Source organism: Dyadobacter sp. CY327 (genome assembly GCF_021390415.1).
Classification (GTDB): domain Bacteria; phylum Bacteroidota; class Bacteroidia; order Cytophagales; family Spirosomataceae; genus Dyadobacter; species Dyadobacter chenhuakuii.
The window spans coordinates 1,962,629-1,980,183 of record NZ_JAJUXJ010000001.1; the positions used below are offsets into that span (position 1 = coordinate 1,962,629).

Here is a 17,555-nt window from a genome sequence, read left to right on the forward strand (position 1 = left end):
GCCTATCGGGGTCTTTTAAACCTCGTGTCGACGTGCAGGTCGTAATTGTATTTGATAACCCTGTAAACAGACCTGACCATGGCGACGAGTGGATTTGAGCTTTGACGCCAGTTTGCGCGTTTTACCGTGCTGGGTTCGGCGGATGAATTTTCCTGGCTGAGTAAGCTGCTGAAATCATTATAAAACAGCCCTTTACCATTGTTTTGAATAAACGAAACACACATTTCATATTCCGTTTTGTCAGACTTGATGCCTTCGGTATATGTGCCAAAACGCTCTGCAAATGTGCTTCTGCGCAAATGCGGATGATCGCTGTACATGTAAATTTTCTGCGTTTCGAGATACCATGGTTGATATAACATTTCAGAAAAGCCTTTTTGGAAAGGTTTCAGATATGGAAAAGAGGAGTAGGCGTAGAAACGGACAATGTCCAGTTCGGAGCGCTCACGCATGAATTGCAGAGCGTCTTTGAATGCACCGAGGAATTTAGGAAGCGGGACAAAATCTTCCTGGATATAAAGGAGATAAGGCGTTTTGACAGCCGCCTGACCTTTGTTAATGTTATTTCCCAGGCCCTTGTTGACAGGCGTGGTGATGAGGGTAAAGTCGAACTTATTGTGCAATGATTTAATGTAATCCAAATGCAAAGGCTGGCTCGCATCATCAGAAACTATGATTTCACCAAAGCTGATCTGCTGGTCTTTCAGCGTTTGGAGCAGTCGTTCGAGGGAACTACTTCTATTGTAATGGGTAATCAACAGGGAAACATCACTGAACAGGTTCGATTCTGCCATCTTTCTATCTAACATTAAGGACGATGCAAATTAATTATTTTGGCAAGTTATATCTCTTTGAGGCGTGAAATTAGTGCAAAATTAATTCTACATTTGAAACGGTTAAATCTTTTGTCCTGAAATACACCTTCACAAAGTGCTACTGCGCCGCTAGCATTCCGAAAGGAAGTTTCAAGTTGTTTTTGTAAACGAATGGTAAAAACACTACTTAACAAAATTCTTAGTTTTGTCGTCAGGGCCCGATATGGAGATTTAACCATTGACGTCAGATATTATTACAGGCACACCTATTATTGCCAGCTGAAACAACTGAAATATGTTGTGAAGGATTATGTAACAAAGGAAAAGTATAAACGCCTGTCCTTCCAGGGAGAGTTTGCGCCGGAGCTCCAATTTGTGCTTCCCTTTGCCTATTGGCACTATAAAAACGGAACGCTTCTCAGCACCGAATCATCCAAATATACCCGGGAGCTTTACTTTTTTTCACCGGACCATCAAGAGTCTTTTGAAACAAGGTCCAATGAAGGGAACTTCAATTTCGAAATGCCACGGATCCTGTACAGCCAGGATTACGACATTGAAAAATGGCTGCCTGTTCCCTTAAAAGAGACATACGCCAACCCGGTTTACCAGTTCGAGAAGCCGATCCTGATCATTGCTAACCGCTACAACATGGAGTGGGACGGACCGCCGGTGAGCTTTTACAGCATGGAATTGCTGGAATTCATCGTTGGTAAACTTAAAAACGATTATACCATTATCTACAACCGCCCTAAGCCACACAATATCACCATGGACAACAGTGATATTTATGATATGGACGAATATGAATGGCTTGCAAGAGTGCATCCGGATGTGATCCTGATGGAAGATCTTTTCAAGGAAAACAAAGGTAAAGCCAACAATTTCAATCATTTGCAGCTGATGGTTTATGCCAATGCAAGCAAATTTATATCGATTCATGGCGGCACGGCAACATTGGCAAGTTACTTCGGCGGCACCAATCTGATCTTGTCTAAAAAAGGCCCGGAACATCACTTTCACTGCTTTGAAAACCTGTATCCGAAGTTTTCCGGTGCCAAAATCCTGCATGCAAAGACGGATGATGAGGTGAAAAATTTCGTGGAGGCATATTTTGTCAAAAGATAATGAGCGACAAGCCGAAGGATCATTACTGGATCAAGTCAGGTTTTATCAATATTCTCCAGAATTTCTCGGGGGTCTTTTTTGGCTTTGCCGGATTTTACGTGCTGGTAAGATTACTTTCCAAGCACGATTTCGGGGTGTGGACGCTGTTCCTTTCTACCACCACCATTCTGGAAGCCATTCGAAGCGGTTTGCTTCAAAATGCGCTGGTTAAGTTTATTTCTGCTTCGGATGAGCACGAGCATCCTGACATTATTACTGCTTCATTTGCCATAAGCGGGCTTGTATCCATCTTTTGCATCACCGCCATTCTGATCTTCGCGCCGTTTCTGAGCAGGCTTTGGGATTCTCCCGAGCTGGTTCAGATGCTGTATTTATACATTGCAATCTATTTTTTTTCGGGCTTGCAGGCACAATTCAACGGCATTGAACAGGCCAATCTGCGCTTCAACGGCATATTCCTGACGACCATTATCAGGCAGGGTTCCTTCTTCACATTTGTAGTTGTGTGCTATTTGTTTTCGGTAGAAGTGAAATTGATCTATCTGGTTTGGGTGCAGATCATAAGTGCCATTTTGGGCATGTCACTGGCGTTCTATTATTGCCGCAGACATTTGCAAATTTCGTACGAGGTCAGTAAAATGTGGGTTAAGAAGCTGTTTGGCTATGGCAAATACGCATTCGGAACACTGATCAGCTCACTGCTTTCGGGGACCGTTGACCAGATGATGCTGGGTGCGCTCCTGTCTCCGGCTGCTTCCGGGGCTTTCAACATCGCAGTCCGGATCACGAACCTGATCGACATTCCTGGCAATGCGGTGGCGACGATCGTTTTTCCGCAAAGTGCCAAGCGGATGGAAACAGAGGGGAAATCGGCCATAAAGTATTTGTATGAAAAGTCGGTTGGGACAACGCTGGCGCTGGTTGTTCCCGTGGTTGTATTCTTATATCTGTTTTCGGACATTGTAATACACCTGATAGCAGGAGAAAAATACAATGATTCCATTCCATTGCTGCAAATCACGCTTTTGTATTGTTTGCTGATTCCCTACGGCCGCCAGTTCGGCACAATCCTCGATTCCATCGGCAAAACGAAGGTCACTTTTTTTGTTGTAGTCGTTACAGCCACATTGAACCTTGTCCTTAACTATTTCTTTATCCGGTCTTTTGGTGTAATGGGCGCGGCTTATGCAACATTATGCTCCAATGTGGTCGGCTTTATTATAGCGCAGGTGATCCTGAAAAGAGAGATTGATGTGAGCATAGGGAACACATGGATGTACATGTTCCGGTTTTATCCCGAATTCCTCGAAAAGTACATTAAGCCTTTTTTGAAAAACAGGGCCTTGAAATAAGAAGAATCACTTTAATAACGGTGCATTATGGTTGGCGTAAAGTTTTCCGGCAGGCTGGGTAATCAGCTTTTTCAGTACTTTTTTTTAATGTATCTCAAAAGCAAAAACAACAAGCTGACCTATTTTTTTCCGAATCCACACCATGCATATCTGGCCAGATATTTCGATCTTGGTGCATTTTATAATGTAACATTGCAGTCCAAACTCTATTCTGTGTTTACCAGAATGCTGCCGAAGGTTTTTAGCTTTAAGGACGTTTATGTGCAAAATTTTTTCAGTCCCAAAGAATTTACACCGCAGAACGGCACGATCTACAATGGCTATTTTCAGTCAGATTATTATATCAAACATTTACCCGAAACTTCCAAGCCGCGCCTTCACAGCGAGTTCAAGGAACAGTTTGAAAAGCAGTTCGGAGCCGTTTTCAAAGAGCATAAGACCATTGTAGTGCACATTCGCCGCACAGATTACCTGGCTTACGGAAAAAGGGACATTTCTCTTCCAGTCGAATACTTTCAGCGAGAGCTTTACGCCATTCACGATCTGGATCAGTACCAGGTGTTTTTTGTGAGCGATGATATGGATTTTGTTAAAAAATCTTTTCCTCAAAAACCCAATTTTATCTTTTCTCAGAATTCTGAAATTATTGATTTTCAGTTGATTATGAATGCTGATATTGCGATCATATCGAACAGTACATTTGCCTGGTGGGCAGCTTACCTGTGCGAAAAAGAGAATCGTGTGATTGCCCCAAAGAACTGGTTCGGTTTCCGGATCGGCCGCGAGCATCCCAAAGGCATTATGACGGACAAATTTGAATGGAAAGAGGTTATTACCGACTGATTCACATATATTTGAATAACCAAGACGGCTACCCCCACTTTTATTAAAAAGACCTCTATCGTAACAGCAATACCCGCATTCTTATTTGATCAATGAAACTGAAAGGACACCAAATCATCGTCTTTGGCTTACCCCGATTTGATTCGACCATTGAATCTACAAATTACACCACGGCGAGGTTACTGGCCAGGGAAAATAAGGTGTACTACGTCGAAAACCCATTTACAGTAAGAGATTATTTTAAGCTGAGAAAAGGCCCTGAATTCAAAGTCCGGAAAAATCATTTATCTGTTTGGAGCGGAAAGCTGATTGATACGGACACACCGAACCTGAAAATTATTATCCCGCCGCTGCTGTTATCCATTAACTTTTTACCCGAAAGCGGCTTTTTCCGGTCAATTTTGAAAATCAATGAATCGATGATCCGGCGGAAATTGCGGACGATCATTAAGGCGCATAACATTAAGGACTACATTTTTATTAATTCCTTCAACTTCCATTATCCTACATTAGTCAACGGGCTGTCGCCTGCTTTAACGGTTTACCATTGTCTCGATCCGATGATCCTGCCATTTAACCAGCGGCATGGCGTTGTATCCGAGGATATTCTCGTACGGAAAAGCGATGTGGTGATTTGCAGCAGCCGTGCGCTGTATCTTGAAAAAAAGCAGTTCAATCCCAAGTCCTATTTTGTGCCAAACGCAGCTGATGTCACGCATAGCAGCAAGGCATTGAGACCCGAGCTGCCTGTTTTTCCGAAATTATTGAAAATCAAAAAGCCGATTATAGGCTACCTGGGCGCCATAGAAAGGCGCATTGACTACGACCTCCTCAAAGAAGTAATTACTCATAATGCTGATAAGAGCTTCGTTTTCGTAGGGCCAGTGGCAAAGGAATTTGTTCCCGACTGGTTTTTTACGGCTCCCAATGTCTTCTTCCTGGGCGCCATCGACTATGCAGATATGCCTGCCGTTATCAAAGGATTTGACGTTGCACTGATCCCATTCAAAAAAGATGAGGTGAGCAGCAGCATTTTCCCGCTCAAATTATTCGAATATCTCGGCGCAGGCAAGCCGGTTGTTGCCATTGACTTCAATCCTGACCTGAAAGAATTCACCGAAGACATTGTGCCTTTCTGTACAGACGCACAAGGTTTTACGGCGGCAATCGAAGAAGCGCTGGCAACGGATAGCAAAGCGTTGCAATCGCGGCGTCTGGCCATAGCGGCTGAAAATACATGGGAAAAAAGAGTGGACACCATTGCCGACATCATTTTCCAGAACCTCAAACCCGCTTAACCGGTTTTTTCAGCGAATAGAAAAACACTGGTAAACCTGTTGGTTTGCGTTTCGGGATCATATTCATAATAAAATTCGTGAGAAGCTTTTGTCAGGATTAGCAAGCCGAAATGTTCGCTGGAATCATTCAGCAGTCGCGGCATGTCCGGGCCCGTCATTTCTTTTACATAGAATTTAGCTGAATGGGCATCGTCCGATCTCACGATCAGCGAATCGACGCCGTTATGATAGATCTGAAATTCGACCCTGTTGGTGAACTCCTTGATGGGCCAGGTAAATATTTTACCCATGTCTTGCCCGATAAGTGACAACGGATTTCCACGATCTTCTTTTTCAAGAAAAAGGCGGTTGTTATCTACCTTAATGTTTAATGTGCAATCTCTTGTTCCTGAATGCTTTACCGCATTGGTCAGCAACTCCGTAATCACCCATTTGATTTTTGAAAATGTATCTGGGGATGGGGATGCGTTTTTTGTGTTTTGCACGACATGGTCCAGGCAGATCCTTAATATGCCGGGAATTTCTTCCCGGTTGCTGGTAAAGTGAATTCTTATCCGATCGTGCTCCATAAATTATTGTGATGCTTCCATTGCTTCGTCGAAGTCTTTAAAGATTTTGAAAACTTTATCCATCCTGATCAGTGTAAGCAGGTCTTTTACATCAGACTTCAGGGAAACCAGGTATATATCGACGTTTCGGGGCATTGCGTATTTCAGCGCGACCACGAGGCTGCCGAGAAATGAACTATCGATATAATTTACATTTTCGAAGTTCACTACAATTAGCCGTGCGCCATTGGCTACAAGGGTAATCATCTCTTCTTTGAACATTTCGGCGTTGGCAAGGCTTGCTTCCTGCGGCAAGATCGTTGCCTGTGCTACGTGGTTGATTTCGTTTACTTTTAGTATCATGAGGGATTATGTTTTTTCAATAAAAATAATGCTTGCATCATCCATTTGATTGCTGTCATTGATGCTTTCGAGTACGTGGGTCTTGATCTTGCCAAAGCTGTCCTGCTCGCCGAGATAAGGTGTGATTTTGGAAACAAAAAATGGATAGTCGCTCTTCTTCGAGCCAGCAGACGGAATATCGATCATGCCATCGGTGAAGATGACCAGCTGATCGCCCGTTTTCATTTTAATAACCTGCTTGTCATAAAATCCTTCTTCCATCAGGCCAAGCAGCAATCCGGATGAAAGGACGGTTACGGGTTTGCCTGTTTCCGAGCTGAAACTGATCAGGGGCAGGTCGCCCGCTCCTGTGTAATGCACCTCGCCGGTCTCACTGTCCAGCAAGAGGAGCGAGAGGCTGGATAGGATATTTTGTAAACTTTCGTCCATACAGATCAGCTTGTTAATCTTCTGAACAATGTTGTCTATCGTCAGGTCATTATCGAGTACGCAAAAGCGGATAGCGGCACGGATATAGCTCAGGAAGCCGAAAGTAAAGAACCACGCGGTCCACTTTTTTCCCATGATATCCCCCAGAAATGCAAAGCAAAACCGCTGATCTGCCTGTACAAAATCAATAAAATCGCCACCGGGGTAACCCAGATATCCTTTATGCCAAAAATGGACGCGGAAGCCGGGCAGGACCGGGCTGTGTGTGGGTATAGATTTGACATTGAGCGTCTCGGCTGCTACCCGCAACTCACGGACGGACCTGACGTGCTCATTCTGGAGTGATTTAATGATATTGCCCAGCTTGGAAATAATCACCGGAATAGGCGTTTCCTTGTTGATAAAATCAATGGCGTACATGCTCAAACCTTGCAGGATCAGGGAGTTATCCGTAAAGGAAGTGAGGAACACGAACGGAATGTCACTTATTTTCGGATTAAGCAAAATCGCCTGCCGGAAATCAAAACCGTTCATGACGGGCATATCATAATCGGAAAGGATCAGGTCCGGCGTCTCGACTGCCAGCAAAGCCAGTGCTTCCGTGCCCGACTCGCAAGCCACACAGCTGTATCCTGCTTTAATGAGGGACGCTTCAAACACCCTTCGAAACATGAGATTATCCTCTACCAGCAAGATTTTTTTAACACTGGTCGGCGGCTCCGAAAACGAGATCATTTTTTATTGAAGTTTAGCACGAATAAAAGCACTCCCCCAAAAATAATGAGTAATGACACCAGATCCATGATCGTAACACCGTCATTTGCATTGAAATAATATACTGTGAAGATTTCAAAGCTAGGCGGTGCCGGCATAATGATCATAGCGAAGCCAACAACAATCAATAAAATAGCCAGAATGAACATTACTGCTTTTTGAGCTGCATTGCTCCGCCCTTTCGAGCTGCTGATCTTGCTGTCGATTTTGTTTTCGGAAAGCAATTTCTCCAACCCTTCCAGAAGCTCTTCCCGCGAAAGATTATTATCCTGGTCCAGTGCCCGGAAAGGCGCAGCTGCTTTTGCTTTAAGCGCTGAGCGCCTGAATGCTTCTTCAATTTCCTGCTGGTAGGCGCTGGCCTGTATGCTGTTAACAGCTGAATGTGCGATGATCTCAATGAGTTCATGCACTTTTTTTCTGATGAGGGGCATTTCGGGAGAAAGTTTGGCAGCGTCCGGGATGCGGGAAACTTTTTTAATATCTAGCAGACGCGGTATTTTCACTTTGTAAATATCGAATTAGATTTTAGTTAGATAGCAGAGGCTTTTAGCAGGGCTGCGAACATTTTATAACCGCAAAAACTACATTTTGTTTAAAGCTATATTTAAATTGTTAATTTTGAAATAGTTCTACAAGCCAATAAAAAAATTCCTTCATTTCAGACTTTTCCAGTGCCCAGCTCCGAACCGATGAAAAGCGTTTCCATTGTAACTGTCAATTTTAATCAGCCTAAGATTACAGAAGATTTATTGAGGTCACTGGAAGAAGTCAACACATATCCGAACCTTGAAATTGTGGTGGTGGATAACGGAAGCAAACCCGATCCCGTGCCAGGCTGGGTAGAACGATATCCTCACATTAAATTCATCAGGTCGGAGAAAAACACGGGCTTTGCAGGCGGCAACAACACTGGCCTGAAATATGCTACGGGTGAATATTTATTCCTGATCAACAACGACACTGAAGTTACCGCGGACCTGATCGGCAAATTGGTCGCCACAATGGATGCCAACCCGAAAATCGGCATGATTTCGCCTAAAATACATTACTTCGACCAGCCGGGAATGTTGCAGTATACGGGTTATACGCCCATGAATTACTACACTGCACGCAATGCTTGTATTGGTCAGTTTGAGCAGGACAAAGGCCAGTATGATTCACTGAGCGGCATTACGGGCTATGCGCATGGGGCTGCTATGATGATCCGCCGGGAAGCGCTCGAAAAGGCGGGCGTGATGGCGGAAAATTACTTTTTATATTATGAAGAACTGGATTGGTGTGAGCGGATCAGGCATGCAGGTTATGAAATCCACGTTGATCTTTCTGCTTTGATATACCATAAAGAATCTGTTGCGGTAGGCAAAAGGTCCGCATTGAAGGAGTTTTTTATGAACCGCAACCGCATTTTATTTATCCGAAAAAATGGCTCCCCCGTGCAATTTCTGATCTTCTGCTGCTATTTCCTGCTGGCAGTGGTCCCCAGGAATATTATTCAATACATTAAAAACAAAGAATACAATTTCATCCCTGTTTTTCTGAAAGCAATCACCTGGCATTTCACCAATAAGGCGGATAGCAATAACCTTGGCTTCCCGCTGTCACGATAATTTATGGAAATACTCTTCTGGCTCAGTCTCTTCATCGTTTTTTATACATTCCTTGGTTATGGGATCATCCTGTACATTTTGGTCAGGATACGGCGTGCTGTAAAAGGAAAAAGGCCCGTTCCGTCGCTTGATCAGGATATGCCAACATTAACGCTCATCATTGCTGCATACAATGAGGAAAGCATCATTGAAGAAAAAATTCAGAATACGCTTGCGCTTTCCTATCCGCACGGCAAGCTAAGCCTGATTTTTGTTACCGATGGTTCCTCCGACCGCACGCCAGAGCTCGTGAGCGCTTACAGCCAGATCAAGTTGCTGCACACGCCAGTCCGAAGCGGAAAGATCCTGGCTATGCACCGTGCAATGCATGAGGTTAACACAGAAGTAGTTGTATTCACGGACGCCAACACCTACCTGAACCCGGATGCACTATTGCTGATAGCCAGGCATTACGCCGACCCAAAAGTGGGGGCAGTATCAGGAGAAAAACGGGTGATGCAGGATGCAGTGTCCGACGCCACGGCAGGGGAGGGCTTCTATTGGAAATACGAATCGACGCTTAAAAAGTGGGATTCGGAGCTTTACTCGGTGGTGGGCGCAGCGGGAGAGCTTTTCAGCGTCAGGCACTCACTTTACCGGCAGGTGGAGCCCGACACGATCCTCGACGATTTTATGATTTCCATGCTCATTGCGCAGCAAGGTTACCGCATTATTTATGAACCCGAGGCTTATGCATCGGAGCTTTCGTCGGAGAACATTAAGGAGGAACTGAAAAGGAAGGTGAGGATTGCAGCAGGCGGGATCCAGTCCATTTTACGGCTTAAAAAGCTCCTTAACCCGTTCAATTATCCGCTTTTATCATTTCAATACATTAGCCACCGGGTGCTGCGGTGGACGATTACGCCGTTTTTAATGATCCTGGCATTCCTGCTGAACATTATCATTGTGGTCAATGACGGGAATGCATTGTATGCGTTGATTCTGTTCGCGCAGGTTGCTTTTTACGGCGCCGCACTCGCGGGATGGATTCTGGAAAAACGAAAGATCAAGGTGAAGGCATTGTTCGTTCCTTACTATTTCTGCGTAATGAACTATGCGGTAATGGCAGGGATTGTCCGCTTTTACAAAGGAAATCAGAGTGCTGCCTGGGATAAATCCAAAAGAAAAAGCGTATAGCTAATGCCACACGCTCGCTTCTTATCATTTTTGTTGTCTTATTGAAGTGATTTCAACCGTTCCGATTCTTGTTCGATGATCGGTAGCAATTCATTCAGTTCTGCTGAAATGGTCTGATACATGTGCATCAGCTGTTCCGGCGTTTCGTCATCTTTAATCGCTTTTTCAAGCACCTCCACTTTCGGCCTTATCCACGTAAGTCCAGCCATGGTGAACGACGGTTTCAGTCCGTGCACAATGCTCGCCGCTTCCTTCATATCCTCAGTTTCCAATGCATTGCGGAGCGAATGCCAGCGTGGCACCGAATCGCTCATGAAAGCGTCAAAAATCATGTAAAGAATTACAGGGTCATCTCCATAAACTTGGTCAATGTAAGTAAGATCCAGAGCAGGGTTAAGTTGTAAGTCCATTAATTAGAGGTTATAGCTTTTTCAATTGAGCTGTGGTTTACGAAATATATTTACAAAAATATGAAATTATTTACTGGCTCACTGAATCTTTTACTGCCTCTTTCTCAGGTTGTTTTGCTTCTTCCTTGGCTTTTTTCTTAAAATACCTGCGGAATAGGAAATTGGAACGGAGCGCCTGCATGTTTTCATCAAGCTTTTCCGTGCTGCTTTCCAGGTTTTGCAATGTTCCTTTCAAATTGCTCGCCGTCGTTTCGTCGTGTAGTAATACGCCTAACGGACTTGTCCTGTTGGAATTAAGGTTCTCACTCGCCGTTTTCAAGTTGTCGACCATTCCGTTTGCAGAAGTTACTGTTTCGTTCAATCTGCCAATAGTGGTCCTCAGATCCCGCATGATCACTGTATCGGTTGCAAAATCATTTGCCAGACCGCCTTTTTGATTCAGTTTTTCTGTAAATCCGGACAAGGAAGCTGTCATGGTCTGTGCATTCACAGATGCTTTTTTCAGTGCGGCGAGCGTTTGATCCACATCATTATATAGCCGCTCATCGTTCAGCAGCATTCCCACCGTTCCTTTTCCTTCAAGAATATTCTTGCTGATCGTTTTAAACGCGCTCGTAATGCCCAGCAGGTTTTTGTTGTTTTCAGACAAAACGGCCAGCATCTCTTCCGTGCTTTCCATTTTTTCAACCACCAGCTCGTCGCCATCTTCAATGGAAGGCACCTTTTGCGTTCCGCCGTAAATGACAATGATCTTGTTACCGATCAGTCCGTCTGTGCTAACCTTGGCCTTCGCATTCTTGCGGACAAATTCCTGCGACTTCTCCTCAATGTGAAGGATAACCTCGACTTTGGAATTAGACAAAAAGCGAATGGTCTTCACTGTCCCGATCTTTACCCCCGAATACCAGACATTATTGCCTTGTTTCAGCCCGTTCACGTCATCGAACAACGTTTTGACGGAGATTGTTGAAGAAAATACTTTCTTCATACTTCCAATCGTAAGGATCCCTACTATGAAGATAATTAAGCCTATTATAACAAAAAGTCCGACTGTTATGGAGCGTTTTCTGGCTGATGTTTCCATTATTGAATAAAATTATAATCGTAAAAACTTTTGATTCTTTCTTCGTCTGTGGCAAATACTTCTTCAAATGTGCCCTGTCTCAGGAACTTGCCATCCAGCAGCATCGCGATCCGGTCTCCGGTTTCGCGGGCGCAGGTCAGGTCGTGGGTAATGATGATAGAGCTTGTGTGATATTTTTCCTTCACCTCATTGATCAGCTGGTTAATTTCCAGGCAGGTTATAGGGTCAAGTCCCGCGGTAGGCTCATCGTAAAGCATGATTTCGGGTTTGAGGATAAGTGTCCTGGCAATGCCGATCCGCTTCCGCTGTCCGCCCGACAATTCCGAAGGAACCTGGTTAATGGTCTGCAACAGGCCAACGGCGTCCAGCACATATTCCACCTGTTCGTTGATTTCCGCTTTTGAAAGATTCTTCACATGCCTTACCAGCGGAAATTCCAGGTTTTCCCGCACCGTCATACTATCGTACAATGCGCTGTTCTGGAATGAAAAACCGATTTTCAGGCGAATGTCTGTCAGCTCTTTCTGATTTAATTCAGCAACTTCCCGGCCCAGGACATTGCAAACGCCGCTATCCTGTTTTAATAACCCGGCAATGATTTTGATCAAAACTGACTTACCCGTTCCAGACCGGCCGAGGACCACAACATTCTCGCCTTTATCCACCTTCAAATTGACTCCTTGAAGCACGTGCAGATCACCAAATGATTTGTAAAGATCTTTGATCTCAATGACCGGCTCTTCGTTTTGGTTGATTTCTGCCATTTTATATTCTGAAATAATTCGAAACCTGAACAATAATGACCTCCTCGATGAAGATCAGGAACATGGAAATTACGACTGCCGAATTCGCAGCCTTACCCACACCTTCCGTTCCTTTGCTCGCATTGTAACCCTGGTAACAACCCACAATCCCGATCGTAAAGCCATAAGCAATCGCTTTTACGAGTGAGGTTCCTACATCCAGGAAAGTGATTTGTTCAAAAGCATTTTCAAAAAACGCCCTGAAACTCGTGCCCTCGTTCAATGTGACGTTCAGAAAAGCACCCATAAGCGCTACGCCCGTACAATAAAACATCAGGATCGGAATCGTGATCGTAGATGCGAGCACGCGGGTCACGACCAAAAATTTGAAAGGGTTAACAGCCGAAACCTCCATAGCGTCGATCTGCTCGGTCACGCGCATGGAACCCAGCTCGGCACCAATGCTGGACCCAACCTTCCCCGCACTGATCAATGCCGTAACCAATGCGGCCAGGGCGCGCACAATGGCAATCGCAACCAGAGACGGCAGCCAGGAAACGGCGCCGAATTCGGCCAGTGACGGGCGGGATTGCTTGGTAAATACCATTCCGGTAATGAAGCCGGTAAGGCCGATCAGCAACAATGATTTATTGCCGATCGCGTAACATTGCTTGACCAGTTCCTGAAATTCCATCCGGCCGCGAAAGGCTTCCCGGAAAAAACGCAGGAAAAACATGTAACCGTTGTAAACTGCCAGTAAAGCCGAATCCAGGCCTTTTGTATAAACTTTTTCCTTTTGATTGGCGCTCATTCAATTTTTATGCAAAGTGGATCAAAGGGTAACTCTTATTGGTATACTTTATTGGTTCTGAGCCGGTGACGGCAATTGTTCTTGTCTTCTTGCGGCCGGTAACGTCCGCTCTTCAAACCAGCGCATGCGGTAAGCATTCATCGCTGTTTTGCCCAATTGATTCAGGAGCCGGTAATTCACAATGACGCCCACAGCTGCACCGATCCCGGGAATTAGCTGCGCCATTTTCGCGAGATCAATGTAATCCCTGTATTCCTGTTGAAATGTTTTCCAGTCGAACTGGTGAATGTCGGAAGGAAGCCCCTGGCTTTTCTCCTGCCATTGAATGATCTGCTCAAACACTTTCTGGCGCTGTTTCTGGCTGGAAAATGTCAGCTGGAAAATATGAAGTATAAAAAGTCGTTCCCGGTAATCTTCCGCTGAATGCCCGTATAATGCGGAAATCTCAAACAGAAGCTTCATTTTAATGGCGATCAGGATCGGGAATTCTGCCAGTGCAAGTACAAATCCCCCTGCGCCGATGATGCCGCCTTCTGCGGCTCCTGCTTTTTTATAAAATTCAATGCGCCTGGAAACCTCTCTTTCAATTTCTTCCAGTGAGTTCTTGGGTGCCGGCAGCGCTGTGGTAAATTCTGCTCCGGTGAGCACCGCACGCGTCATTTGTTTGATCGTGGAAGTGATAACGGCATGAACCTTATCCGGAATAATGTCATTGATTTTGTCCTGAACCGCTTTCGATGTCCTATCTACCAGATTTGGCCGCTTTTGCATCTTTTGCTGCCATTTATGCAATTCAGGCGTTATTGTTTCCTCATATGTCTGGTAATGCATATTTAAACAAAAGATTAAAGTGGGATAGAAGGGAATCAATACTTCATGTAATCATGAAGCGTTGTTACAAAAATCATTCCAATCCCGCTGCAAGCAGGATTTACTAACTCCTGCAATGTACAGCCACGTTATCAGGTAACCTTATTAATCTTTTCTTCCGCGAGCTCTTTTTCTTCCTGATCTGCTTCCGGTTCTTCCTGTTGCAGATCCGCCATTTCTTCATACTGCAATGCAATGAGGATAGGGAAGTGGTCGGAATTAAAGTTTTCGAGCCTTTTCAGGTGCAGCAGCTTGAAATCGGTGGAGCAAAAAACGTGGTCGAGGGGGAATCTCAGGAAAGGATATTTGGCATGAAAAGTATTGAAAAAGCCTCTTCCGCGTCTCGGATCCAGTAATCCGCTAATTTTTGTAAATAAATTCGTCGTATACGACCACGCGACGTCATTCAGGTCTCCTACGACAATGATAGGGGCATTTTGGCCTTTTACTTCCTTGGCAACCAGCAGCAATTCTTTGTCCCTTTCGGTGGAGTACATATTTTCTCCCGGCACTGGCGGAGTAGGGTGTACGCAGTACAATTGGATCAGTTTTCCGGAGGTAAGTTTTACCTGCGTTTTAATGGAAGGGATCTCTTCATCAACAAGATAGCGGACTTCTGCGCCCACCAGTTCCAGTTTGGAATACAGCAGCATACCATAGGTATTTTCCAGAGGCACAAGCACTTGATGCGGATATTTCTCATTAAGCTCCTGCACGCCATCGTTCCAGTACTGGTCTGTTTCAAGCAGCAAAATAAGATCAGGATCGTGCTTTTTCAGCATAGCAATGCATCCGGCTGTGTTTTTGTTGTCCTGAAAAACATTGGACGAAATGATGCTGATTTGATTATCCGGATCCCGCTTGGAAACTTTCAGAAGCGCTTTCTTTGCCAGGAAAGTGAATGGAAAGATCTGATACATCAGATAAAGCGCATTCGCAATGATGACAGCTGTGAAGATTTTTTCAAAAGTACCGCCCATCCGGAACAGCGAAATGTAAAGGATGACGATCAACAGGTTTATGAATAATTTTTGAATCCTGGGATATTCAAAAACCCGGAATGCCCAGAAGTCGTTGCGAATGAGCGGGATAACGGAAAACAAGACGATTATAGCGCCGAAGATTTCCAGTGCGTATTTAAAAGAGTGCATTTATGGGTGCAAAAAAATTTTCTAAATATCGTTTTTAATTTCCCACAAACAAATTGTTCGGCCTGTAATGCCCCTTTCTACGCCTTGCTATCGCACATGCACTTTTTTGGACCAGATTTTGTCCCCGGCTTTCAATCTGACGATATGGTTGCCTGCTGCATTTTCGGGAATGCGGATGAATGCTTCATCACTTTGCAAGATACGCTCGTCGCTCAGTGACTGGCCATTAACATTGATTAATGACAATGTTCCATCGACCGGCTTTTTCATTCTAACCGTCACTTGTTCGCCTTTACGGGCAGGGTTAGGAAACACTGTGAACATGGCTTCATCATCCTTTTCAACCCCGGTTATCAGTTCGTATTCAACTTCTGCATAACCGTAATCTGCTGATTCAGAAGCGCTGCTTACACCCTTTAATCTGTAATTTATTTTTTTTGCCTCAGCGGTATTTTTATCAAGATAAATATAAGTTGCGCTGTCCAATGTTGCAATTGTCTCGTAATCAGGCTCGTCGTCGCGTTTTCTTTCCAGCACAAATTGAGCAACCGCATTCACTTTTTTCCATGAGAGTTTTACGCTGCCTCCGGTGGATTCAATTTCGGCTGCCAGCTCGGGTGTTGCCAGACTTTCTCCAATCGGCACCTTGAAGAAAGTGAAAGCGCGCATGCCCAATTGATTTTTGATAAATGGACCATTCAGCGGATAGTAAGGGCCGTTTTCAGGCGTGTACATAGGCATCAGGTCCATGGTTGTGGCTTGCTGAGGAGCTTTTAATTCCAGGATTATGCGGTTACCATCTGCTTTTGCAGAGGCAACAGAACCGGATTCACCATTGAAATAGAAAAAATCCTTCATGTCCAGGGTAACTTGGCCATTGGGCTTGTAAGGCTCAGGATACACCAGCTCTTGACCTTCATCGAAGACCAGTATCACCTGTTTTTTTTCCGGAGTTTTATAAAATATCTTCCTGATATTGGGCGAGTTAATGTTCGCCGTATCCTTTAACCCGTAAAAATCGCGGGCTATCAGTCTGGATAGTTCCAGGCCGCCCTGTTTGTTCCCTTCTTTTCCATAATGCAGTCCGTCAAACTGCTGCGTTCCTACCGTTGCCAATGATCGGAGCTCCGGATAAATGCTGGGTAGCCTGCGCTGGTAATCCCTCACTTCCGCGCCGACAGAGGATGCGAAATAGATCACATCGATCTGGAACACATAAATTTTGCCCAGGCTAGGCAGGTCTTTTTTCAAGTTATTTCGCAGCACTGCGAAATTTTCCGGCCAGTTACCACCTTCATGGTAAGCCTCGGTTTCACCCTGGCGAAAAATGTACGCTTTCACGGCGCCGGCCATTCCGCCTTTTTGCAAGCGGTAGAGCATCCGGCCATAACCATTACGGAGATCGGCGGGATTGCTTTCGGTCCTTTGCGCGTGTGCGAAGGCCGATGACCAGTGAAAACCCGCGTTAATAAGGCAATTGGGAACACCGGACTGCCGGATCAGTTGTTTCTGGATTTCCAGACCCATTGTGCCTACGCCGTAATCATAATGGTCCTGGTTGGAAAACGCCCATAATGTGTCGGCAGCATTGTAAGGTCCGGTGTTGAGATCGGCCGTTATCTTGCCGAAAGTGCGGGAAAAAGTGCTGGTATCGGTTTCGGTGAAAAAGCCGGTTGAATTGGATTGCCCCGAAAGCACGTACACATCCCCGCTGACAACATTCTTCCTCTCCACAACCATTGTGGAATCGCTGGTTTTGCAGAGATATACTTTGAAATGATAATTGGCAAGCTCGGCTTTGATCTTGGCCTCCGTTGTAAAAGAGCCGATGCCTTTGTCATATTTGATGTCGGCCCTTAGGTATTTCTGCAAAGTTTCATTTCTGAAAACCTGGACAGATATGTAATTGTAGCCCGCCTTTTCTGTAAAACCGGAGATAGGGATTACGGCTTCGCTTTGTGCATTGCGCGGATATAATTGTAAATCCTGGGGGAGCTTGCTGAATACAACGGAAGAAAAGCGTTGCGCATTGACAATGTTGCCTGAAAACGCAGTTGTAGCAAAAAATAGAAAGAACTTGATGCTAAAACTAGAAAGCGGTCTTAGAATTCTTAGGGGTAGAACATTCAATTTCACAGGCAACTGACTTTTTA

At 44.8% G+C, this 17,555-nt stretch carries 18 protein-coding genes; 6 read left to right on the top strand and 12 right to left on the bottom strand.

The window, feature by feature from the left end:
• Positions 1 to 2: 2 nt before the first annotated feature.
• A complete protein-coding gene (locus tag LZG74_RS08180) occupies positions 3 to 809 on the bottom strand; it encodes a glycosyltransferase family 2 protein (protein WP_233796064.1) in 807 nt (268 codons plus the stop codon).
• Between the two features lie 177 nt (positions 810 to 986).
• On the opposite strand from LZG74_RS08180, the gene LZG74_RS08185 reads away from it, so the two are divergent.
• The 4 genes from LZG74_RS08185 to LZG74_RS08200 all read left to right on the top strand — a co-directional run bounded on the left by LZG74_RS08185 (position 987) and on the right by LZG74_RS08200 (position 5,436).
• A complete protein-coding gene (locus LZG74_RS08185; RefSeq protein WP_233796065.1) occupies positions 987 to 1,943 on the top strand; it encodes a hypothetical protein in 957 nt (318 codons plus the stop codon).
• Positions 1,943 to 3,295 carry a flippase gene (locus LZG74_RS08190; protein WP_233796066.1) on the top strand — a complete coding sequence of 451 codons (1,353 nt, stop codon included), beginning with the start codon at positions 1,943 to 1,945 and terminating at the stop codon, positions 3,293 to 3,295. Before LZG74_RS08185 ends, LZG74_RS08190 begins: the two co-directional genes overlap by 1 nt.
• Before the next feature lie 27 nt (positions 3,296 to 3,322).
• A complete protein-coding gene (locus LZG74_RS08195) occupies positions 3,323 to 4,138 on the top strand; it encodes an alpha-1,2-fucosyltransferase (protein WP_233796067.1) in 816 nt (271 codons plus the stop codon).
• A 92-nt stretch (positions 4,139 to 4,230) separates the two neighbouring features.
• The gene (locus tag LZG74_RS08200; protein WP_233796068.1) at positions 4,231 to 5,436 is read left to right on the top strand and encodes a glycosyltransferase; all 1,206 of its coding nucleotides are present in this window, start codon (positions 4,231 to 4,233) and stop codon (positions 5,434 to 5,436) included.
• Here LZG74_RS08200 and LZG74_RS08205 read toward each other — a convergent pair.
• Genes LZG74_RS08205 through LZG74_RS08220 form a run of 4 tightly spaced genes read right to left on the bottom strand, consistent with a single transcriptional unit; the run spans position 5,433 to position 8,053 of the window.
• Positions 5,433 to 6,005, bottom strand: coding sequence for an anti-sigma regulatory factor (locus LZG74_RS08205; RefSeq protein WP_233796069.1), 573 nt, complete (start codon positions 6,003 to 6,005; stop codon positions 5,433 to 5,435). The genes LZG74_RS08200 and LZG74_RS08205 overlap by 4 nt on opposite strands.
• A 3-nt stretch (positions 6,006 to 6,008) precedes the next feature.
• The gene (locus tag LZG74_RS08210) at positions 6,009 to 6,347 is read right to left on the bottom strand and encodes an STAS domain-containing protein (RefSeq protein ID WP_026630339.1); all 339 of its coding nucleotides are present in this window, start codon (positions 6,345 to 6,347) and stop codon (positions 6,009 to 6,011) included.
• Positions 6,348 to 6,353: 6 nt separating this feature from the next.
• A complete protein-coding gene (locus LZG74_RS08215; RefSeq protein WP_233796070.1) occupies positions 6,354 to 7,511 on the bottom strand; it encodes a SpoIIE family protein phosphatase in 1,158 nt (385 codons plus the stop codon).
• A complete protein-coding gene (locus LZG74_RS08220) occupies positions 7,508 to 8,053 on the bottom strand; it encodes a hypothetical protein (protein ID WP_233796071.1) in 546 nt (181 codons plus the stop codon). The genes LZG74_RS08215 and LZG74_RS08220 overlap by 4 nt, the downstream gene beginning before the upstream one ends.
• Positions 8,054 to 8,239: 186 nt before the next feature.
• Here LZG74_RS08220 and LZG74_RS08225 point away from each other — a divergent pair, with 186 nt between their 5' ends.
• Positions 8,240 to 9,157, top strand: coding sequence for a glycosyltransferase family 2 protein (locus LZG74_RS08225; RefSeq protein WP_233796072.1), 918 nt, complete (start codon positions 8,240 to 8,242; stop codon positions 9,155 to 9,157).
• A gap of 3 nt (positions 9,158 to 9,160) precedes the next feature.
• Positions 9,161 to 10,333 carry a glycosyltransferase family 2 protein gene (locus LZG74_RS08230; RefSeq protein ID WP_233796073.1) on the top strand — a complete coding sequence of 391 codons (1,173 nt, stop codon included), beginning with the start codon at positions 9,161 to 9,163 and terminating at the stop codon, positions 10,331 to 10,333.
• 38 nt (positions 10,334 to 10,371) lie between these two features.
• Here the strand turns inward: LZG74_RS08230 and LZG74_RS08235 are convergent, their stop codons facing one another.
• The 7 genes from LZG74_RS08235 to LZG74_RS08265 all read right to left on the bottom strand — a co-directional run bounded on the left by LZG74_RS08235 (position 10,372) and on the right by LZG74_RS08265 (position 17,538).
• The gene (locus tag LZG74_RS08235) at positions 10,372 to 10,743 is read right to left on the bottom strand and encodes an Hpt domain-containing protein (protein ID WP_233796074.1); all 372 of its coding nucleotides are present in this window, start codon (positions 10,741 to 10,743) and stop codon (positions 10,372 to 10,374) included.
• Between the two features lie 70 nt (positions 10,744 to 10,813).
• Entirely contained in the window at positions 10,814 to 11,731 is a 918-nt protein-coding gene (locus LZG74_RS08240) for an MlaD family protein (protein ID WP_233796075.1), read from the bottom strand.
• Positions 11,732 to 11,826: 95 nt separating this feature from the next.
• Positions 11,827 to 12,591, bottom strand: a complete 765-nt coding sequence (locus tag LZG74_RS08245; protein ID WP_233796076.1) for an ABC transporter ATP-binding protein — start codon at positions 12,589 to 12,591, stop codon at positions 11,827 to 11,829.
• A gap of 1 nt (position 12,592) precedes the next feature.
• Positions 12,593 to 13,381, bottom strand: a complete 789-nt coding sequence (locus tag LZG74_RS08250; RefSeq protein ID WP_233796077.1) for an ABC transporter permease — start codon at positions 13,379 to 13,381, stop codon at positions 12,593 to 12,595.
• A gap of 48 nt (positions 13,382 to 13,429) precedes the next feature.
• On the bottom strand, positions 13,430 to 14,212 hold the full coding sequence (locus LZG74_RS08255) for an EcsC family protein (protein ID WP_233796078.1): 783 nt from the start codon (positions 14,210 to 14,212) through the stop codon (positions 13,430 to 13,432).
• Between the two features lie 131 nt (positions 14,213 to 14,343).
• Positions 14,344 to 15,402 carry an endonuclease/exonuclease/phosphatase family protein gene (locus LZG74_RS08260; RefSeq protein ID WP_233796079.1) on the bottom strand — a complete coding sequence of 353 codons (1,059 nt, stop codon included), beginning with the start codon at positions 15,400 to 15,402 and terminating at the stop codon, positions 14,344 to 14,346.
• Between the two features lie 87 nt (positions 15,403 to 15,489).
• On the bottom strand, positions 15,490 to 17,538 hold the full coding sequence (locus LZG74_RS08265) for a T9SS type A sorting domain-containing protein (protein WP_233796080.1): 2,049 nt from the start codon (positions 17,536 to 17,538) through the stop codon (positions 15,490 to 15,492).
• Between the last annotated feature and the right edge of the window lie 17 nt (positions 17,539 to 17,555).